The organism is Haloferax massiliensis (assembly GCF_001368915.1).
GTDB classification, from domain to species: domain Archaea; phylum Halobacteriota; class Halobacteria; order Halobacteriales; family Haloferacaceae; genus Haloferax; species Haloferax massiliensis.
Map to the genome: position 1 here is coordinate 954,321 of NZ_CSTE01000002.1, position 19,030 is coordinate 973,350.

The 19,030-nt window shown below is 67.2% G+C and carries 24 protein-coding genes, 1 tRNA gene and 1 pseudogene; 11 read left to right on the plus strand and 15 right to left on the minus strand.

The features are described from left to right. Positions 1 to 51: 51 nt before the first annotated feature. The 4 genes from BN996_RS08870 to BN996_RS08885 all read right to left on the minus strand — a co-directional run bounded on the left by BN996_RS08870 (position 52) and on the right by BN996_RS08885 (position 1,754). Entirely contained in the window at positions 52 to 369 is a 318-nt protein-coding gene (locus BN996_RS08870) for a DUF7526 family protein (RefSeq protein ID WP_089778344.1), read from the minus strand. A 441-nt stretch (positions 370 to 810) separates the two neighbouring features. After that, positions 811 to 1,242 (minus strand): SRPBCC family protein, encoded by a 432-nt coding sequence (locus BN996_RS08875; protein WP_089778346.1) that lies wholly within the window; start codon positions 1,240 to 1,242, stop codon positions 811 to 813. A 43-nt stretch (positions 1,243 to 1,285) separates the two neighbouring features. Continuing rightward, positions 1,286 to 1,510, minus strand: coding sequence for a DUF7123 family protein (locus tag BN996_RS08880; protein WP_089778348.1), 225 nt, complete (start codon positions 1,508 to 1,510; stop codon positions 1,286 to 1,288). Positions 1,511 to 1,571: 61 nt separating this feature from the next. Continuing rightward, entirely contained in the window at positions 1,572 to 1,754 is a 183-nt protein-coding gene (locus BN996_RS08885; protein ID WP_089778351.1) for a DUF7525 family protein, read from the minus strand. 152 nt (positions 1,755 to 1,906) lie between these two features. Between BN996_RS08885 and BN996_RS08890 the strand changes: the two genes are divergently transcribed. Then, a complete protein-coding gene (locus BN996_RS08890) occupies positions 1,907 to 3,094 on the plus strand; it encodes an LEA/WHy family protein (RefSeq protein ID WP_089778353.1) in 1,188 nt (395 codons plus the stop codon). Between the two features lie 174 nt (positions 3,095 to 3,268). Continuing rightward, positions 3,269 to 3,712: a DUF7528 family protein gene (locus BN996_RS08895; protein ID WP_089778355.1), complete on the plus strand. Its 444-nt coding sequence runs from the start codon at positions 3,269 to 3,271 to the stop codon at positions 3,710 to 3,712. Between the two features lie 50 nt (positions 3,713 to 3,762). Here the strand turns inward: BN996_RS08895 and BN996_RS08900 are convergent, their stop codons facing one another. Further along, positions 3,763 to 4,794: a phosphate signaling complex PhoU family protein gene (locus tag BN996_RS08900; protein ID WP_004970831.1), complete on the minus strand. Its 1,032-nt coding sequence runs from the start codon at positions 4,792 to 4,794 to the stop codon at positions 3,763 to 3,765. 318 nt (positions 4,795 to 5,112) lie between these two features. Here BN996_RS08900 and BN996_RS08905 point away from each other — a divergent pair, with 318 nt between their 5' ends. Then, complete coding sequence (locus tag BN996_RS08905) at positions 5,113 to 5,487, plus strand: carboxymuconolactone decarboxylase family protein (protein ID WP_187367337.1); 375 nt, start codon at positions 5,113 to 5,115, stop codon at positions 5,485 to 5,487. A 169-nt stretch (positions 5,488 to 5,656) separates the two neighbouring features. Here BN996_RS08905 and BN996_RS08910 read toward each other — a convergent pair. The 6 genes and pseudogenes from BN996_RS08910 to BN996_RS08935 all read right to left on the minus strand — a co-directional run bounded on the left by BN996_RS08910 (position 5,657) and on the right by BN996_RS08935 (position 10,389). Further along, positions 5,657 to 6,737 (minus strand): annotated as a pseudogene (locus BN996_RS08910) (ATP-NAD kinase family protein). A 273-nt stretch (positions 6,738 to 7,010) separates the two neighbouring features. Further along, positions 7,011 to 7,706 carry a competence/damage-inducible protein A gene (locus BN996_RS08915; protein WP_089778357.1) on the minus strand — a complete coding sequence of 232 codons (696 nt, stop codon included), beginning with the start codon at positions 7,704 to 7,706 and terminating at the stop codon, positions 7,011 to 7,013. Positions 7,707 to 7,793: 87 nt separating this feature from the next. Continuing rightward, positions 7,794 to 8,549: a DUF5803 family protein gene (locus tag BN996_RS08920; protein ID WP_089778361.1), complete on the minus strand. Its 756-nt coding sequence runs from the start codon at positions 8,547 to 8,549 to the stop codon at positions 7,794 to 7,796. A 4-nt stretch (positions 8,550 to 8,553) separates the two neighbouring features. Next, on the minus strand, positions 8,554 to 9,231 hold the full coding sequence (locus tag BN996_RS08925) for a DUF2110 family protein (RefSeq protein ID WP_089778363.1): 678 nt from the start codon (positions 9,229 to 9,231) through the stop codon (positions 8,554 to 8,556). Continuing rightward, positions 9,232 to 9,762, minus strand: coding sequence for a transcription factor (locus BN996_RS08930; protein WP_058567252.1), 531 nt, complete (start codon positions 9,760 to 9,762; stop codon positions 9,232 to 9,234). A gap of 84 nt (positions 9,763 to 9,846) precedes the next feature. Further along, on the minus strand, positions 9,847 to 10,389 hold the full coding sequence (locus BN996_RS08935) for a tRNA (cytidine(56)-2'-O)-methyltransferase (RefSeq protein WP_089778365.1): 543 nt from the start codon (positions 10,387 to 10,389) through the stop codon (positions 9,847 to 9,849). Between the two features lie 144 nt (positions 10,390 to 10,533). On the opposite strand from BN996_RS08935, the gene BN996_RS08940 reads away from it, so the two are divergent. The 3 genes from BN996_RS08940 to BN996_RS08950 all read left to right on the plus strand — a co-directional run bounded on the left by BN996_RS08940 (position 10,534) and on the right by BN996_RS08950 (position 12,881). Continuing rightward, positions 10,534 to 11,481 carry an NAD-dependent epimerase/dehydratase family protein gene (locus BN996_RS08940; RefSeq protein WP_089778367.1) on the plus strand — a complete coding sequence of 316 codons (948 nt, stop codon included), beginning with the start codon at positions 10,534 to 10,536 and terminating at the stop codon, positions 11,479 to 11,481. A 157-nt stretch (positions 11,482 to 11,638) separates the two neighbouring features. Further along, a complete protein-coding gene (locus BN996_RS08945) occupies positions 11,639 to 12,385 on the plus strand; it encodes a DUF2797 domain-containing protein (protein WP_089778368.1) in 747 nt (248 codons plus the stop codon). 58 nt (positions 12,386 to 12,443) lie between these two features. After that, entirely contained in the window at positions 12,444 to 12,881 is a 438-nt protein-coding gene (locus BN996_RS08950; protein ID WP_089778371.1) for a hypothetical protein, read from the plus strand. A gap of 26 nt (positions 12,882 to 12,907) precedes the next feature. Here BN996_RS08950 and BN996_RS08955 read toward each other — a convergent pair whose 3' ends face one another. Continuing rightward, the gene (locus BN996_RS08955) at positions 12,908 to 14,023 is read right to left on the minus strand and encodes a glycosyltransferase (RefSeq protein ID WP_089778373.1); all 1,116 of its coding nucleotides are present in this window, start codon (positions 14,021 to 14,023) and stop codon (positions 12,908 to 12,910) included. Between the two features lie 101 nt (positions 14,024 to 14,124). After that, positions 14,125 to 15,186, minus strand: coding sequence for a glycosyltransferase family 4 protein (locus BN996_RS08960; protein WP_226908727.1), 1,062 nt, complete (start codon positions 15,184 to 15,186; stop codon positions 14,125 to 14,127). A gap of 108 nt (positions 15,187 to 15,294) precedes the next feature. On the opposite strand from BN996_RS08960, the gene BN996_RS08965 reads away from it, so the two are divergent. The 3 genes from BN996_RS08965 (at position 15,295) to BN996_RS08975 (ending at position 16,835) form a co-directional block, all read left to right on the plus strand. Further along, a complete protein-coding gene (locus tag BN996_RS08965; protein ID WP_042666662.1) occupies positions 15,295 to 15,570 on the plus strand; it encodes a ribonuclease P protein component 4 in 276 nt (91 codons plus the stop codon). Between the two features lie 111 nt (positions 15,571 to 15,681). Next, the gene (locus BN996_RS08970) at positions 15,682 to 15,930 is read left to right on the plus strand and encodes a YhbY family RNA-binding protein (RefSeq protein WP_042666663.1); all 249 of its coding nucleotides are present in this window, start codon (positions 15,682 to 15,684) and stop codon (positions 15,928 to 15,930) included. Then, complete coding sequence (locus BN996_RS08975; protein ID WP_042666664.1) at positions 15,927 to 16,835, plus strand: mechanosensitive ion channel family protein; 909 nt, start codon at positions 15,927 to 15,929, stop codon at positions 16,833 to 16,835. The genes BN996_RS08970 and BN996_RS08975 overlap by 4 nt, the downstream gene beginning before the upstream one ends. A gap of 90 nt (positions 16,836 to 16,925) precedes the next feature. On the opposite strand, the gene BN996_RS08980 is transcribed toward BN996_RS08975, so the two are convergent. Continuing rightward, complete coding sequence (locus BN996_RS08980; RefSeq protein WP_089778375.1) at positions 16,926 to 17,738, minus strand: HD domain-containing protein; 813 nt, start codon at positions 17,736 to 17,738, stop codon at positions 16,926 to 16,928. A gap of 81 nt (positions 17,739 to 17,819) precedes the next feature. Then, the gene (locus tag BN996_RS08985) at positions 17,820 to 18,320 is read right to left on the minus strand and encodes a redoxin domain-containing protein (protein ID WP_089778377.1); all 501 of its coding nucleotides are present in this window, start codon (positions 18,318 to 18,320) and stop codon (positions 17,820 to 17,822) included. Positions 18,321 to 18,580: 260 nt separating this feature from the next. Between BN996_RS08985 and tatAt the strand changes: the two genes are divergently transcribed. Both tatAt and BN996_RS08995 read left to right on the plus strand, forming a co-directional pair. After that, positions 18,581 to 18,856 (plus strand): Sec-independent protein translocase protein TatAt, encoded by a 276-nt coding sequence (gene tatAt, locus BN996_RS08990; RefSeq protein WP_089778378.1) that lies wholly within the window; start codon positions 18,581 to 18,583, stop codon positions 18,854 to 18,856. Between the two features lie 78 nt (positions 18,857 to 18,934). Next, positions 18,935 to 19,007: transfer RNA gene (locus BN996_RS08995), tRNA-Arg, on the plus strand. The last annotated feature ends 23 nt before the right edge of the window (positions 19,008 to 19,030 follow it).

Sequence of the window (19,030 nt, forward strand, 5' to 3'; positions counted from 1 at the left end):
CCCGCACCGCGCCGCGGCCCCGCACTCGTCCCGCTTTTTTCTGTCGCTCTTTCAGTGTCCGTCGTCCGACTCTGCCTCCCCGTGAGCGGCCGCCTCGACGTAGACGCCGGGCATGTCCGTCTCCTCGACGGTCAGCGTCACCTCCTCGTCCTCCCCGACGCGGCGGTCGGTCACGACGGTCACCGCCTCGATTGGGTCGCGGCGGACGAACGCCCAGACGAGGTCGAGTATCGAGGGATGGCCGCCCTTCCGGACGACGAGGACGTGCCGCGACTCCGCCAGCGCCCGGAGTTCGGGCGACAGCTCCTCGTCGTCGAGTTCGTCCGGCGGGATGGCGTGCAGCACGTCGCCTCGAATCGTCTCGGTCATGGTGGCTCCACGGCCCCCGGGGGAAAGAAGCGTGCGCTCTGAGACGAGTGTGCGTCGCGGCTCGATAGCGGCGCGGCTCGGAGCGAAGCGGTCGTCAAAAGGCGGAGGCGAATTCGCCTCCCGCCGAATCTCGTGTCACCAGTTGGCGAAGTGAGACGAGGGGAGTGCGCTCCCACCGGGCTTGGGAGCGCGAAACGACGTGGCCACGTCGTTTCGGATGCCGCAACGGACCCCGAAACGTTGCGGCGGGTGCGGCGGATGTGGAGTCGCCGACGACTGGCGAGAAAAGCGCCTATTGCGTCGGCGACTTTCGCTTAGGAGCCACGATGTATAAACCCACCGCAACACCCGTTCGCATACCCCGTGAACCCACGGTTCTCGCCGTCTCGAACTCCGGGCCACGGGGGCGACGAGCGCGGACCGACGAAGCCGTCGCCGGCCTCAGGCGGTCGCTTCGAACTCGCGCCGGAGCGCCGATTCGAGGTTGTCGAGTTCGCGGTCGAGGTTGCGCTCGAAGAACGCCTCGACGCCCGGCAGGCGGCCGTCGACGGTGAACTCGTTGACGAGTCGGCTCCCGCCGTCGCGTTCCTCGATGGTGTGTTCGCCCGTCACCCGCATCACCCGCGACTTGCCGACGAACTTCACGTGCGTCGGCTCGTCGACCTCGATATCCTCGGTCTCGACGGTCACCGTCGAGCGGACGAGCGGAATCGGGAGTTCGAGATACCACGTCGCGTGGCGGCCGTCGTCGGCCACGTCGAAGCGGTCGACGACGCTGATAGCCCCCGCTCGCTTGGCCGGGTCGGCGATGAACTCCCAGACGCGCTCGCCGGGAGCGTCGAACACGAACGTTCGTTTCACGCGGACGGTCATGGGATACCATCACACCTCCACAGTAAAAAGCCGTGGAATCGCCTCAGCTTCGGGTGACGCGCCACGTCGTCGAGCGGGCGCGTCCCCACTTCTCGATTTCGACGTCCTCGGACTTCTCGGCCAGCCGCGGCAGGCGGGACCCGACCTGCTTCGCGGTGAGACCGATGGCTTCCGCGATGTTCTTCGCCCGGAAATAGCTCTCTCCGCGGCTGACGCTGTCGCGGAGATAGGCGAGAATGCGTTGTTCCTCGTCGGTGTACTCAGTCATCCTCGGACCGTCTAGGGAATGGGCGTTATTAACGGTTACCCGTGTTCCTCAACGTTGATAGCTACTGGAACAAATGCGCGCCGGAGACGGCGAGCGAGGCCGCGATAATCGCCAGCATGAACCCGAGCGCCTTCGTCAACTGGTCCGGTCCGGCGACCATCAGCCCTGCGCCGACGAGCGTGAGCACGCCGAACAACGCCGCAAAGCCGATGGACTTGTCGGATTGCACCGTCTTGGTTTCCATGTTTCCGACCTTCGCGGGTGCGCACTTAGTTCATTCGACACCGCCTGTCGTGGGGCGACGTGACGAGGGTCGAGGCGTGTGGGAGCGCCCTCAGGGCCGCGTCGCGCTCAGTCGTTCGACATATGTACCACCAGTCTCGTGTGTCAACAACGATGGGACTGAGATCCGCGCTGCTCGGCGGAAGACTCCGTATTGCACTCGTCGCGCTGGTGGTCGTCGCGGCCGGCGTCGGCGGGGCGTTCGCGGCCGGCGTCATCGGCGCGCCGAGCGTCGACCGAGTCGACAATCGGTTCGCCGGCGTCAACGAGACGGCGACCGTCATCGACACCGACCTGTACGTCTCGAACCCCAACCCGCTGTCGGCGAACCTCTCGGGGCTCGAAGTCGACTACGGCGTCGAGATGAACGGCATTCAGATGGCGACGGGGGAGAAAGGCGGCGTCGCTATCGGGCGGGGGACCACGGCGGTTCCGCTCCGGACGACGCTCGAAAACGAGCGCATCCCCGAGTGGTGGGTCTCGCACATCCAGAACGGCGAACACACCGACCTCGCCGTGGACGCCACCGTCACTTCTGAGACGCTCGGCCGGACGTTCGAAGCGCCCGAGATATCCCGGAGCATCGACACCGACCTGCTGTCGGCGTTCAACTCCACCGAAACCCGCGAGATAAACGCGGAGTCGCCGGTCGTCTCCGACCCCGTGTTGTACGTCAACGAGACGAGCGCCGAGTGGGGCGAGTCCACGGGCGAGCGCACGGCGCTCGAACTCACGTTCGTCGTCCACAACCCCAAGCCGTACCCGATTGCGGTCTCCGAACTCGGCTACGACATCTCCATGAACGACGTGGACGTCGGCGAGGGGACGACGAACTCCGAGTACGTCATCTCCCCGCGGTCGACGGAGACCATCGAGGCGACGACCCACATCGAAAACGACAGACTCGACGAGTGGTGGGTCTCGCACCTCGAACGCGACCAGACGACCGACCTGCGCATCGACTTCTACGCGAACCTCGACGCCGGCGGCACGACGCTTCGCGTCCCCCTCGACCCGCTGACCTACGAGAAGACGTTCGAGACGGACATCTTCGGGAACAAGGCGGCGTCCGGCGGAGGAGAGACGACGGACGAAACGACGGCGACCGAGACCGAGACCGCGACCGAGACCGAAACTGCGACCGAGACCGAAACTGCGACCGAGACCGAAACTGCGACCGAGACCGAAACTGCGACGACCGCGGCGACGGGGGAGACGACGACCGCGACTGCAACCGAAACCGCGACGACGACGACCGCGACGGACGGCGAGACCACGACCACCGACGACGGCCTCCTGTAGCGGTCCCGCCCCGCGGGCCGGAGTCGGCTCGCCGTTCGACCGCCGGGACTACCGAAGAATCGTCGGTGAATCCTGACTGAGCCGATAACTCTTTACCGTCGGCTGCGATAGTCGAGGATATGACACGGAGTACCCACGCTCCTGATCGAGTTCTTCTCCCGTAATGAGAACCCTGTGTCCGTCGAGAGCGACGACGAAACCATCGTCGTCTCCTTTGGCGACCAGTCCTGTGAACTGTCCCGAGACGCCGCCGCCGACCTGCAGGAGGCCATCGGTTCGGCGCTGACCGAGAAACGGGAGTTCTTCCGCACGGCCGGCGAGTACCGCCGGGACGGCAGTTACGTCGTCTCCCGCCGCGGCGCGGACTCCACCGGCAACGCGAAGGTGTTCGCCAGTTTCGACGAACTGCGCCGCCTGTACGACCGCCTGCCCGAGCGCTTTACCGCCGAGGACATCGGCCGCACCGGCATCACCGGCTCGCGCCGCCACATGATACTCCGGCACTTCGGCGAGCATCCCGGCTTCGACTGCCGCATCGCCAGTCGCAACCCGCTGACGGGCGAAAAAGAGTCGTCCGAGACCGAGAACAACGAGGCGATGGAAGTCATCGCCGACTGAGGGGTGACGGCGCGCCGCCGGAGTCGGTGGCCGGGTCCTGTTTCGGTTTCTCAGTCTATCGTGACGTGGTCCGACTCCTCGTTGAGCGCGAGGTTCGACGCGATTTCGGCGTTCCGCATCGCGTACTGCGCGGTCTGCTGGAGGCTCACCAGCACCTCGCGAATCTGGAGGAGCTTCTGGTTTTCCATCTCCGGGAGGTCGTTGAGGATGTCGCGCTCGCGGTCGCTAATCTCTCGGAACAGCTCTCGGCACTCGATGGTGAGGTCGTAGTCGCGCTCGACGACGGCCCGCACCGCGGTCGTCGTAATCTCGTCGACGTGGTCCGTGAACTCGCGAATGCGCCGCATCGTCGACTGGTCGACGTCGATGGTGTGGCCCTCGGCGTCCATGACGATGTTGGCGATGTCCTCGGCGTTGTCGGCGGTCAGTTCGAGGTTCTTCGCCACCGAGCGGTAGCCGATGAGCGGGAAGCCGGAGTCGAGACCGACCGCCCGCGCGAGGTTGGGGTTCTGGTAGGACGTGAAGATGAGCCGAAGCAGGAGGACGAAAATCTTGTTCGCCTGCCGCTCGCGGTTGAGCGCCCGCTGGGCGAGGTCGGGGTTGCCGTGGGCGAGCGCCTTGACGGCCTCGCCGCGCATCGTACTGCCCGTGTTTTCGAGTCGTTCGAGCAGGTTGTCGAGGGTGAAGTCCTCCGCGTCGACCGAACAGCGAATCGCGATTCGCTCGGGCGTCTCCTCGATGACGCCGAGGCCCATGAGCTGGGTCTCGGCCTTGTAGACGGCGTTGATGTGGTCCGAATCGAGCGCGCCCTCGCTTTTCTCGATGTGGATGACGCGCCGCCCGAGGACGTACTGCGCCACGATGGCGCGTTCGAGCGCCTCCGCGTTCAGACTGTCGGCGCGAATCGTCGCCTTCGAATCCTCGGTGTTGACCGACTCGGGGAGAACGGTCAGCGTTCCCTTACCGCTCGTCCGAATGGTCACCTCGTCGCCCTTCTCGACGTTGTGTTCCTTGGCCCACTCCGCTGGAAGCGTCATCGCCAGCGTGGAGGGACCGAGACGCTGGACTTTCCGGGTTTCCATGGCAGTCAGAACCCATCCAATGACCTTAAATCTCACTATATTACACCCTCTGTGAATAATGGATAGTGGGTCTCATTGCACACGATTCAAAATATTAAATCATCCACGTCCTCCGGCTTCGAGCGGGGGGAGAGAACCGTCCCGTAGACCGGCGTATTAACCGCGAATTTCTGCAGAACGTCGTCGATACGAGCAGATTACACATATCCAATCGGCTCATAACTTTACGACGTCGAATCCATACAATAATCGCCTCCTAACGCAGAGAATCCCGGAGGTGAAGGGGTAACTATGGTATCGACAGCCACACGACAAGAAATGGAGGGAATGCTCGGCCAGGTCCCGAGTTGGATGGAGAATTTGGCGGAACCGGCGAGCGAACACAGTTGGGGACTCTTCCGCGACCTCAATTTGGGGACCGACACCGAGTTGGCCGCGCGAGAGAAGGCGCTCATCGGGGTCGCCGTCGCGGCCGCGATTAACTGTCCGTACTGCACCTACTTCCACACGGAGGAGGCGCGGTTGAGCGGCGTCGCGGACGCGGAACTCAAAGAGACCGTCAACCTCGCCGCCGACACGAAGTACTTCTCGACGATTCTCCACGGGAACGAGACCGACCTCGACGAGTTCAGAACCGAAACGGACGAAATCGTCGAGCACATCATGGAGCAGCAGGCGGCCGCGGACGACTGACGAGACAGCCGAGGGGGCGTCCTCCCGCTCGCGTCCTCTCGCTCGATTATTTTCCGCTGACGCTCCGGTTCGAGCCGGTCGCCGAATCGGCCGTGACCGATTCCCGCCCGCTCTCCAGCGCGATCCAGCGACCGACTTCGACCCCCGGCAGCGGCTTCGACAGCGCCGTTCACTCGATTTTCATCATCCGGCGTTCGACGCGGCCCACCCGGACTTTCGTCCACCCGCGGAGGTCGGCGTCGAGGTCGGGGTCGTCGGTGTCGACCCGGAGGACCGGAATCGCGTCGAGCTTCGACCGCGAGGCGACGACCGACACGTCACAGCGGCGAATCACCGCCGGGGAGAGTTGGGGGTTGCCGCGGCCGAAGACGAAGCCCTGTCCGCCGATGGGCGTGACGACGATGACGTTCTCCTCGCCGAGGTTATCGAGGATGTCGGCCTCCGTCGCGTCGCGGGCGAGCACCTCGCCGTCGCGGTAGACGTCGACGCCGAGCGGCGACCCGTCGATGCCCAACTCGGCTTTCACCGCGCCGACGGTGCTGCCGGGGCCGAGGACGTAGGTGACGCCCTCGGTCGCGCGGATGTCATCGGCGACGCCCGCGGCGAGCGCCTCGACGGTGCCGCCGCCGGTCTGCTTCGACGACTGGAGGTCCTCGGCGACGGGGACGTGCGCGACCGCACGAAGCTCCGGCCTGACCTCGCCGGCGCGGTAGTCGTCCTCGTCGATGTCCATGACCTCGCGGGCCTCGGTCCGCTCGAACGACGCGACGACGTGGGCGGCGTCCTCGGGCGAGACGGCGAAGACGGAGGAGTAGACCTTCACGCCCGCGGGGACGCCGAGCATCGGCACGTCGGTCCCGTCGAGCGCCTCGGCCACGTCCGCCGCGGTGCCGTCGCCGCCGACGAACAACACGAGGTCCGCGTCGGCGGCGACGAACGCCTCGACGGCGGCGATAGTGTCGGCGGCGGTCGTCTCGTCGCCGGACGGGTCGCCGAGCACCTCGGGGTCGAAGCCGGCGTCTCGGGCGGCCGCCGCGCCCATCTCGCCGCCCCACGCGAGCAGTTCCGCCTCGGGGGCGGCCTCGGAGAGCCGGGCGAGCGCGGCGCGGAGCCGCGGCCCGTCGCGCCCGCTCTGGCGACCGCGGCTCCGCGCCGCGCCGTCTGGCCTCCGCGACTTTCCCGTCGGTTCCCTTCAGGCCGACCCGGCCGCCCATCCCCGCGACGGGGTTGACGACGACACCGATTCGCATGACTGAACGAACCCGCGCCCGGGAGAAAAGCGACGCGGTAGCCGGCGAGGGGCGACTGGGTCGCGCCCCCACAGATTCGCGGACGGACACGCCGCGACAACTGTCGCCAGAACCTCACCGTTTAAGAACCGGACGTGGGAACTGTCACCTATGATTCCGCTATCAGCCAGCGAGCAGGTGTTGCCGACCTCGGAGACGGCCGCGACCGTGCTTCTCGTGGGTATCCTCATGACCGCCGGGTGGCTCTGGTACCTCCAGCGCTGACCGTCGGTCCTACGCTTCTTCGTACAGTTCCACGCGCGCTTCGAGCCACGCGGCCGCCGATTCGACCGCCTCCTCGTCGGCTCCGGCGAGCTTGATTCTGACGTGGTCGCCGGGGTAGCTCCCGACAGTCACGTCGAACTCCGATTGGACGGCCTCGAACCGCTCGATGAGCGAACTCTCCGGCTCCGAGGTGTGGACGAACCGGACGTGAGTCCGCTCGCCGGCGAACTCGTCGGCGACGCGGGCGAACATGGCTTTCATCTCGCCGGGGACGCCGGGGAGCACGTACACCGACCCGACGACCGCGCCGGGCGCGACACCCTCGTCGTTCGGGAGCATCCGCGACCCCGCGGGGAGGTCGGTCGTCCCCTCCACGAGGTCGGCCGCGGAGTAGCCGCCGTTGGCCTCCAGCCACTCCTCGGCGTCGGCGTTGCGCTCCAGAGCGCGCCCGAACGCGGCCGCGACGCCCTCCATCGTCACGTCGTCGTGGGTCGGACCCAGCCCGCCGGTGACGACGACGGCGTCGTACTCGGCGTGGTACTCGTTGACCACGCGGGCGATGTCGGCGACGCGGTCGGGGACCGTCGTCACGCGCTCGACGGAGACGCCCCGCTCCGTCAGTTCCTCGCAGAGCCACGCGGCGTTCGTGTTGACGGTGTCGCCGGCGAGGAGTTCGTCCCCGACGGTGACCACGGCGACTTGCATACCCCGACGTAGCGGGCTGGGAGGCAAAAAAGCGTTCACACCGGCGAACCGAGTCGGCCGACCGACGCCGCGTCCGTCGGGCGTCGCTCAGCGGTCGTCGTCTTCGACGTCCAAGCCGAGTTCCTGTCGGCGGTCGCGGAGCGCCTGAATCTGCCGGCGGTAGTAGAGTATCCCCGCGCCGCCGACGAGCACCGACACGGCCGCGACGGCCGCGAAGATACCGAGGTCGCGCTGGAGGTAGAACTGCACGACGACGTTCCCCTCCGTCACTTCCTCCCACCGGATGTGAAGCCGGTCGTCGACGACCTCGGTCTCGTAGCCCGACGGCTGGACCGAGCCGAATATCGGGAAGTCGACGCGGCGGTCCGCGGGGAGGACGACCTCGTAGCTCCCCTCGACGAAGACGGGAAGCGAGAACCGCTTCGGCGTCGAGGTCGAACTGAACGCGATTTTCCCCTCGGTCCCGGCGTCCGCGGGGAGGGTGACGTTCGTGATGCGGTCGTTCTGCGTCACGTCGCCGCCGCGGGCCTTCAGTTCGGTCCCGTTGACGACGGTCCCGTTTTCGTAGCGGTAGCGGACCGCCTCGACCGAAAGCGGCGTCCGACTGCCGAAGCCGTCGAACCGGTAGAGCTCGACCGAGGAGCTGTTCACATCGTATACGGCGCGGAACCGGCCGTTGTCCTGAACGGTGATGTGCGCGTCGGCATCGGCGGTCCACGCGTAGTCGCCGTCGGGCGCGGCGTCGAGGCGGTCGTTCGAGACGCTGGAGGTGCCGCCGAGACACCCGGCGGTCACGAGGAGGAGGGCGAGCGCGGCGATACCGACGAGGAGTCGCCTGTTCATCGTCTTACTGGCCGATGACGCACTTCAGCTCCGACGGGAGGTACGAGCCGATGCTCGCGAGGAGGCCCGGCGGGTCGGTCTCGTCCCGGCAGACGATGCTCTGTTCGAGGAGGCCGAGGCGCTCGACGGTCACGATGTCCTTCGCGTGGCCGGCGCGGTTGACCGTCGCGCGGACCTCGCCGCGGGTCGCGCTGTTGACGTTGACGCGACCGCTCCCGCGAGTCCAGTCGTAGAGGCGGTCGACCTGCTCGTCGGCCAGCCGCGAGGGCCCCTCGTCGCCGCCGTAGACGAACGTCAGCGGCATGTGCTGGACGAGACCGAAGCGGTCCCGAATCTGGGTCGCAGAGCCGCGGCCGAGGCCGAGTTCCTCGGTCGGGACGCGAACCTCGATGCCCGCGTCGAGCACGAAGCCGTCGTCGTCCCAGTGTTCGAGGGTGCCGACGTAGGTCTCGCCGGCCGACAGGTGCGGCGTGACCTCGCCCCACTCCTCGCGGAGGACGTTCCGGGCGACCGTCTCGTCGTCGCCGGAGACCGTCACGGAGATGAAGCCGTCGTCGCGGACGCCGATGTCGTAGTCGACGTCGAGGTCGCCGATGTCGTTGGCGACGAGCGAGGTGAGGCTGTCGAGCGCCCGCTCGCGGGCGTCGCCGTCGATGTAGCACTTCGTTGCGAGAACGACCATTCAGTTCGTCCCCGTCACTTCGACGTTGAGCTCGTCGCGGAGCTCTTCGATGCGTCGCTCCATCGCGTCGACGAGGTCGTCGTTGTCCATCGGTTCGAGCGGCGCGCCAGTCTCGGGGCACTGGAAGCCGTGTTCCATCGCCTCGGAGAACTCGAAGCGGATGCCGGCGGGTTCCGAGAGGTAGAACTCGTGGTCGCGCTCGTAGTCGAGGCGCTCTTCGAGCGCGTCGAGGAGGCGGTACATCTCCTCTTCGAGGTTCTCGGGGATGTTCTCGTAGTGGAAGGTCCAGAGGTAGGTGAGCCAGCCGGAGTCCTCGTCGCGGACGCGACGATACGACGCGAGGTCGTTCTCGTAGAGGATAAACAGCGCGCGGCGCACGTCGTTGAGTTCGAGCCGCAGTTCCTCGGCGAGTTCCTCGTCGGTGACCTCGCCGTCCGGGGGTGCCGCCGCGACCGGCATCCCGGTTGGTCCGACCAACTCGTGGAGGTACTTCTGGATAACAGGGTCGTTCAGTAACTCCTCAAAAGCCATTGTGCGAAATGGCGTCAGGAACGCCATTAAGTCTTATTACTCCCGGGCAGCGGAGAACCGCCAGCGGGCGCGCCGACGCGCCGATTACTCCTCGTCGGCCGGGACGACTTTCTTGCCCGTCGCCATCGGAACCACCCGGTTTTCGGCGTCCTTCCACTCGCGGTCGAGTTCGCGCCCGTCGAACAGGCGGTCGAGGAACACCGCGAGGCCGGCGACCTCCGAGTGCGGCTGGTTCGTGACGCCGACGTTCCAGTCGGCCCCCTCGTACACCTCGAAGGGGACCTTCTCCCCGCCGACGACGACGAGAAGCGGTTCCCCGGCGTGCGCCTCGCGGATGTCGGCTTCCACGTCCTGAACGCGCTCGCCGTACATCGTGAGGTGGACGACCTTCCCCTCCCAGTTGCGGATGACGCCGTTGAGCGCCTCGGTGAGTTCGACCTCGAAGGGGCCGCCGAACCGGCCCGTGATGTCCTCGACCGTCTCCATCGAGTGGCCGGCGTTGTCCGGGAGGATGACCCGGTCCGCGCCGAGCGCGCGGGCCGTCAGGCCGACGTGCGTCGTCATCCGGTCGTCGCGCCCCGGTCGGTGTCCGTACCGGAGGACACAGACCTCGGGTTCGTTGTGCATGTCTCTCCGAAGACGGCGGGGGAAAGTGGTGCTTTCGGAACGCGGGCGTCGGTGGTCGACGGCGGGCCTCGCGGGTTCGCGTTCGACGCCCGTCGGCGACGCGGAGGGGAAACGGACTTATCACTCGGCCGAATCATCTGTGCCATGTCGCTGGAACTCTCCGACAAGCGCGTCCTCGTGACCGGGGGCGCAGGTCTCGTCGGGTCTCACCTCGCCGCGCGCCTCTCCGAGGACAACCACGTCGTCGTCGCCGACGACCTCTCGAAGGGCGTCCGCGAACGGGTCCCCGACGGCGTCGAGTTCGTACAGGCCGACATGACCGACGCCGACGACGTCGCCGAGGCCGTCACCGAGGACCTCGACATCGTCTTCCACTTCGCGGCCTACACCGACACGAACTACGGCAACCCCCGTCAGCTGTTCGAGGAGAACACCGAGATGACCTACAACGTCCTCGAACGGATGCAGGAGGTCGGCGTGTCGAACATCGCCTTCACCTCCTCGTCGACCATCTACGGCGAGGCCCCGCGGCCGACCCCCGAGGACTACGCCCCCCTCGAACCCATCAGCATCTACGGCTCCTCCAAACTCGCCGACGAGGGCCTGCTTTCGACGTTCGCCCACTCCTACGACTTCACGGTCTACATGTACCGCTTCGCCAACATCGTCGGCCCGAACCAGCGCGGCAACGTCATCCCGGACTTCATCGAGAAGCTCCTCGAAGACCCCGAGACGCTCGAAATCCTCGGCGACGGCCGCCAGGAGAAGTCCTACCTCCACGTCGAGGACTGCATCGACGCGATGTGCCACGTCGTCGAACACGCCGACCGCGACTACAACGTCTACAACCTCGGCACGCGGACGACAACCTCCGTGACGACCATCGCGAACATCGTCGCAGACGTGCTGGACCTCGACCCCGAGTTCGAGTACACCGGCGGCGACCGCGGCTGGACCGGCGACGTGCCGAAGATGCGCCTCTCCATCGAGAAGCTCTCCGCGCTCGGCTGGGAACCCGACGGGTCGAGCGACGAGGCCGTCCGCCGCGCCGCCGAGGAACTCGCCGAGGAGCTTCGCGCCGAGTACGAATAACGGCGCTCGGTAGCCGCGGCCGACAGCCGCGACCACGGCCGCGACTCGCGGCCGACTCCGCGGGGCGACGCCCGGCAGTCCCTAACAGCCCCCGACCGCCCCCGACGGCCCGCCCCGGAGCGAGCCACCTTTCTACCGCGACTCCCTACCTCGGAGCGTGCAGGTCGTCGGCTACGATACCGGAACCCCCGCGCTGTTCGTGAGCGCGAGCGACGGCATCGACTCGGTCGCGCTCGACCCCGGCACCGAACTGGACTACCGCCTCGGCGACCGCCACTGCGCTGGCACCATCCACGACGACCGCCACGTCGCCTGCGACAACGACCGCGCGCCGTACTGTTCTGACCACCGCCACACGTGGGTCTGCGCGAAGTGTACCGGGACGTGTCTGAAAGACGAGATGGACTGCTACGAGGACCACGCGGTCTACCTCGCGGCGTTCGCCCCCGACACGTTCAAGGTCGGCGTCACCCGCGAGTGGCGGCTCGACACCCGCCTGCGCGAGCAGGGCGCGGACCGCGCGGCCCACGTCCGGACGTTCTCGGACGGCCGCGTCGCCCGCGAGTACGAGGCCGAACTGGCGACCGAGATTCCCGACCGCATCCGCGTCCCGACCAAAATCGAGGGGTTCGGGCGGTCGGTCGACGCCGCGGCGTGGGACGACCTCCTCGCCCAGTTCGACCCCATCGAGACGTTCGCGTTCGACTACGGCCTCGACCTCGACGGCTCGCCGGTCGCCGAGACCGTCGTCACGGGGACCGTCCGCGGCGTGAAGGGGCGCGTGCTCGTTCTCGACCACCGCGGGACGACCTACGCGGTGGACATGCGCGACCTCGTCGGCCACGAACTCGACGACGGCGGGACCGACCGCGACCTCCAGTCGAGCCTCGGCGCGTTCGGGTGAGGGGTCACGGATTTCAGAGACCGTCAGCACTTTCCGGGCGGACAGCCAACGCGACACCATGGCTGACGACGAACCCGCAGACGAGACGCAGACGCCCGACGAGGGCGACGACGGCGAAGAGGAGAAGTCGTTCCGCGAGCGGGTCGAAGAGATTCGACAGCGCCGCGAGGAAGAGCGCGAAGAGGGCGAGCGCCCCGACCCCGAAGAGATGATGGGCGGCGGCGGTCCCGGCGGCATGGGCGGCGGCGGCAACCCCTTCGCGCAGATGATGAGCGGCATGATGGGCGGCGGCGGCCCCGGCGGTATGGGCGGCGGCGGCGGTCCCGGCGGCATGGGTGGCGGCCCCGGAAGTATGGGCGGCGGCCCGCGCGACCCCGAGCAGGGAAGCGGGAGCGACGAACAGCTCGTCCGCGAGGTCCGACAGCTCCGCGACGAGGTCCGCGACGTGAACCGCGAACTGCGCCGCATCGCCGACGCGCTCGAAGACCGCGACTGACGCGGTTTCGCAGTCGGTCTCGCTTTTTATTTCGACGCCACTCGCTCGTAGAGCGCCGCGAGCCGGTCGACAGAGCGGTCGACGCTCACCTCGTCGCGGCGGTCGAGACACCGCGCGCTGAGTTCCTCGCGCTCCGCGAGCGCCCGCCGAATCCCGCGTCGGAAGCCGTCTAAATCCCCGGACTCGTAGTGGTAGCCAGTCACGCCGTCGAGGACGGTGTTCTCCAGCGCGCCCTCGTTGACGCCGACGACGGGCGTCCCGCAGGCGTTGGCCTCCAGCGCGACGAGCCCCTGCGTCTCGACGGGGCTCGGGAAACAGAACACGTCGAGCGCGGAGTAGAGCCCCGGCAGCTCCTCGCGTTCGAGGAACCCGAGAAAGCGGGCGTCGACGCCGAGGTCCTCCGCGAGCGCGGAGAGCTGGTCGCGGGCGGGGCCGTCGCCGCCGAAGACGAGCGTCGCGTCGAGGTCGTCGAGGTCGGCCGCGGCGCGGACGAGTTCGTCGAGGCGCTTCTCGTAGCCGTGCCGCCCCGTGTAGCCGATGAGCGGCCCGTCGCCGAGGTCGTGGCGGCGGCGGAACGCGGCCCCGTCCGCGGGTTCGAACCGCTCGACGTCGATGCCGTTCGAGAGGACGACGATTTCGGATTCGACGCCGACCTCGTCGGCGAGGCGGCGCTCGGCGTCCTCGCTGGGGACGATGACCGCGTCGGCCCGGTCGAAGAACCACCGCTCGTAGCGCTCGGCGGTGCGTTCGACGCCGCGTTCGATAGCGCCGACGGAGCTGAGGTACTCGGCGTACTCGCCGGTCGGCGTGTGGTAGCTCGCCACGAGCGGGAGGTCGCGCCGGCGGGCGAGCCGGAGCCCCGCCAGTCCGAGGCCGAACGGGGTGTGGGCGTGGACGACGTCGACGTCGTCGACGGCCCTCGGAATCCGCGGCGCGCCGATGCGGACTCCCTCGTAGAAGGGGAAGGGGAGGCTTCGGACGCCGAACTCGCCCGGCTCGGGGTCGTAGTCGTCGTCCGCCGGGAACACCACGTCCATGCGGCCGCCGCGGCGGTCCCACCGCTCCCGCCACGTCTGAATCGTGTAGGAGACGCCGTTGACGGTCGGCAAGTACGTGTCAGTGAACGCGGCGACCGACTGCATGGCCGTTCGTGCGACCCCGACAGGATAAACCGTTGTGACTTCTCGCAGGAGTGTTGTGTGTTACCGTGTCTGTTGCGTCCGGTGGCCGATTATCTCGCCAGTCAGTCGGTGAGTCGCCCGGACAGCGCGTCCTCGTACGTCTCGACGAGCCTGTCGCCGACGCGGTCGAGGCTGTGTTCGGCGGCCGTCTCGCGGGCGTTCTCGCCGAGCCGCCGCCGGAGGTCGGGGTCGCGGGCGAGCAGGTCGAGCGCCCGGCGGAACTCCGCGTCGGTCGAACACTTCAGGCAGTCGTGGCCGTGGGTGTAGAACTCCTCGAACACCGGGATGTCGCGGAGGACGACCGCCTTCCCGCAGGCCATCGCTTCGAGGACCGCGATGCCCTGGTTCTCGTTTTTCGTCGCGAACAGGTAGACGTCGCCCGCGCCGAACGCGCCGCGGATGTCGTCTATCCAGCCGGTGAACGTGACGTTCTCCGGGGCGTGTTCGACCCAGTACCGAACCTTCTTCGAGGCGTGCGGGCCGGTGTCGTACGGGCCGAACCACGCGAAGTCGTAGTCGGTCTCCTGCGCCAGCGTGCAGAACGTCGTCAGGCCCTTGCGCTCGAAGACGTTGCCGACGGTGAAGACGGTCATGCCGTCGAGGTCGTACTCCGCTCGGTACTCGTCGCGAAGGTCCTCGAAGCCGTCGAGCGCGTCGGTGTCGACGCCGTTCGAAATCGCGCGAATCGGCGCGTCGACCGGGTAGGATTCGAGGGTTCGCTTCGTGTACTCGGAGGGACAGAGCACCACGTCGGCCTGCGAGTAGAACCACTTGAGGTACCTCCCGAGGGCGGGGGCGACCGCGGTCGACCCGCGGAAGCTCTCGGCGAAGTCCTCGCGGGTGACGTGCGAGTGGAGGACGAGCGGGATGTCGTTGCGGTTGGTGTGTCTGGCCACGGCGAGCGAGCCGGGGCCGATGAGGTTGCAGTGGGCCACGTCGTAGTCGCGGACGACCCCGTCGCCCCGCAGGAGGCTCGCGGCACCCGCGGCGACCGACTCGGGCCACGGGGAGGTGACGACCTCCACGTCGGTCGTGGCGAGGGCCGCCCGCTGCTGGTCGGTGGCGGTGCCGATGCCGCTACGGTCGAGCTGCGAGGCGAATTCGAGGTAGTTCAGGACGCGCACAGTCGCCGTTCTTCGGGGCGGGGTATCACAGTACCGGCTTCGGTCCCCGTTGTCGCTCCCGCGTCGCGGTTCGGAACGTCTTTGTCCGGGCCGCTCGCCCGAACGTGTATGAACATCGCGGAGGAGCGCATCGACCGACTCCACGACCTCGCCCGCGAGGCGGCGAGCGACCGCGACCACGACCGCGCCCGCGAGTACGTCCGCCTCGCCCGGCGGGTCGCAGAGCGGAACCGCTGCGGCCTCCCGAAGGCGTTCCGTCGGTTCACCTGCGACGACTGCGACGCCTACCTTCTCCCGGGCGTCAACGCCCGCGTTCGGACCCGCGCCGGCGGTCACGTCGTCGTCAGATGCGACTGCGGGGCGACGAAACGCTACCCGTACTGACCGCCCTGCGGCGATTCCGGCAGTATCGGCCCGTTCCCGCGTGTGTACGACAACCAAACGGCCGCCAAAGCCTTACTATTGAAGCCCTCCGGCACATAGTGGAGGCCACGCATGAACACGCAGGAGCTGCGAAAGGAGGCCCACGACCTCGACGTGACCGTCTGGGTGGGTAAGAGCGGAATCGAAGCGGTGGTCGGCGAACTCAACGACCAACTGGCCGACCGGAACCTCGTGAAAGCGAAGTTCCTCCGGGCCGCCCTCGGCGGCACGACGGTCGACGAGGCGGCCGCCGACCTCGCCGAGCGGGTGAACGCGGAACTGATAGAGACGAGGGGGAAGACAGCGGTTTTCCATCGATGAACGGACTCGCGCTTCCGCTCCAACTGCAGGGTGACGGCGGTGCGGTCGGTCGGTTCCTCGCCCAGCAGAATGTTCCGTACCCGGAGACGCTCGGGACCCTTCTCGGGTTCGTCCTCGGCTTTGCCGTCGTCTACATCGTCGGCAAGGCCGTCGTCTCGTCGCTTCTCAACCGCGTCCTCGACCGGCGGGGCGCGGAGGAGCACGCGAAAAAGCCCCTGATGAAGGTCGCGACCCTCGTCGTGGCGTTCGTCGCGCTCGGCTTCGGCTTCGGCTTCGCCGGGCTCGGCAACTTCCTGCAGTCGCTCGCGACCATCGGCGCGGCCGCGACGCTCGCAATCGGCTTCGCGATGCAGGACGTCATCGCCAACTTCGTCGCCGGTATCTTCATCTTCACCGACAAGCCGTTCCGCATCAACGACTGGATTGAATGGGACGGCAACTCCGGCGTTGTGGAGGACATCTCCTTCCGCGTGACGCGCGTTCGAACCTTCGACAACGAACTGCTCACCGTGCCGAACTCGCAGCTCACCGACGGCGTCATCAAGAACCCCGTCGCGAAGGACAAACTCCGCCTGCAGGTGCCGTTCGGCATCAGTTACGACGACGACATCCACCAGGCGACCGACATCATCCTCGACGAGGCCGAAAAGCACGACGGCATCATGGCGACGCCCGAGCCGTCGGTCAGACTGACCGAACTCGGCGACTCCGCGGTCGTCCTGAAGTCGCGCATCTGGATTTCCGACCCCAGCCGCGCCGACTTCGTCAAGACCCGCGGCGAGTACGTCACGGCCGTCAAACAGCGGTTCGACGACGCGGGAATCGAGTTCCCCTACCCGAACCGCACGCTCAGCGGCGAACTCTCGGTCGGCGGCGTAGAGCAGTTCGCGCAGTCCAACGACTGAGGCGCAGAGCCGACCGCGGGACCGGTCCCGGACGGTTCACACACCGATTTTCCATTTTGCCACCGGCCGATAGCGCCGGGAAGACGCCGCTTAGAGTTCGATGCGCTCGACGAGCCTGTCGTCGGACTTCGTGTTGACCGCGACGATGCGGACGTGGTCTTCGAGGCCCGAGCCGTCGAGTTTCGCCTTCAGGAGGTTGTCGACCTGATAGACGCCCGCGGCGTTGACCATCTCGATTTCGACGAGGACCGCCGACTCGTCGCCGGGCTTGAGGACGACATCCTTGATGGCGCGGCTGGAGAGCGTGTTGATGCCGCGGCCGCCCTTCTCGTAGGGGATGCGCGACCGGCCGCGCTCCATGTCGAGCGCGTCGGCGACGCGGATGACGCCGGCTTCGAGCGTGAGCGGGTCCTCCTCGCGGTGGTGACAGAGGATGGCGTGGAGGACCTCCGCTTTGATGCGAACCGAGTCGGCGAGGTCGTAGAACTCGGGGAGGAAGCGGTCGAGCACGTCCGCCGCCAGCGGAATCGAGTAGTAGGCGTGGTTGTCGCGGTGGACGATGTGACCGATGTCGTGCAACTGCGCCGCGAGAGCGATGATGACCGCCTCGTCGGCCTCGTCGAGCCCCTGTTCGGCCGCGCCGTTGAACTCGCAGCCGCCGGCCTTGAGCAGGTCGTACAGCCGGAGCGCGCGGTTGAGAACGATTTCGATGTGCTTCGGACCGTGGTCGTTGTAGCCCTTGCGCGTCACCGCGTTCACGTTCTGCGCTTCGAGGAGCGTCGTCACCTCCTCGTCGTCGAGGAGCGCGGGGAGCACCTCGTTGAGCTTCTCGTCGGGGAAGGCGTGGTCGGCCTCGGGGTCGTAGACGCGGCCGCCGTTCAGCGTGTCTTCGGTATCGCTCATGAACCACAACGTGGTCGCACTGAGAGAAAAGGACTTGGGCTCCGAATCAGGTGCGCTACCGCGTCGCGCGGCGGGGCGGCCCTACGCGGCCTCGCTCGGCTCTTCGAGCTTCCCGGCGGCGGCCTCGACCGCCTCGTAGTCGGGTTCGACGCCGGGGTCGTCGCTGACCCACGCGTAGGTGATTTCGCCGTCGCCGTCCACGACGAACACCGCGCGCTTCGCCACGCGGTTGACGCCGAGGCTCGCGAAGTCCATCGCCACGTCGTAGGCGTCGACGAGTTCGCGGTTCGTGTCGCTGATGAGGCCGAAGTTGAGGCCGTTCCGCTCGGCGAACTCCGTCAGCGTGAACGGCGTGTCGATGCTGATGCCGTACACCGTCGCGCCGACGTCCTCGAAGTTGGCCATCTGGTCGCGGAACGTGCACATCTCGGTGGTGCACGTGCCGGTGAAGGCCGCGGGGAAGAACGCGAGGACGAGCGGCGCGTCGTCGAGGTTCTCCGAGAGCGTGAACGACTCGATGTCGCCGTCGATGTCGGTGAGCGGTGCGGTGAAATCCGGGGCGTCGTCGCCGACTGATACCATACGGGTGCCATTCGACTCCGCACACATTATTTCACCGTCGGCGGAAATTCAGGCGTCGCCGACGGCGGACCCGTTGGTCGCCAACGCAGCGGCCGGCCGACTGCGCTCGACACGCCGGCCACAAGCTTTTCGTAGGAGCTGTCGGCCGAGACGCGTCGATTCGGCCGATACGAGGGTTACGACGCGCCGATATTCCGTCTTTCCAGAACCCGTAGAAGGCAAAAAGCCTATAATTGCCACTAGGTAACGCAGAAATAGAGATGTTCGAGACCATCACCCCACTGTTCCCGGGACTCCCGGGCGGACCCGAGCTGCTCGTCGTGCTGCTCATCGTCGTCCTGCTGTTCGGCGCGAACAAGATTCCGAAGCTCGCACGGTCCTCCGGGCAGGCCATCGGCGAGTTCCAGCGCGGCCGCGAGGAGATCGAAGACGAACTGCAGGACGTGACGGGCGACGACGACGAAGACGACGCGACCGACGAGAGTCCGGCCGAGTCGGTTTCGACCGAATCGGTTTCGACCGAGTCGTCGAACTAATCGCAGCTCACTCTCTCTCCTCTGTCCGCCCAGTGCGAACCACGCGATTTTTGGCCGGTCCTGAGAGATAGCGCCGTGGGGCGTGTGGCCTAGTGGACAGGGCGAGAGGTTCCTAACCTCTCGATCGCGGGTTCGAATCCCGTCACGCCCGTTATCGTGACGAGCGCCGCGAGT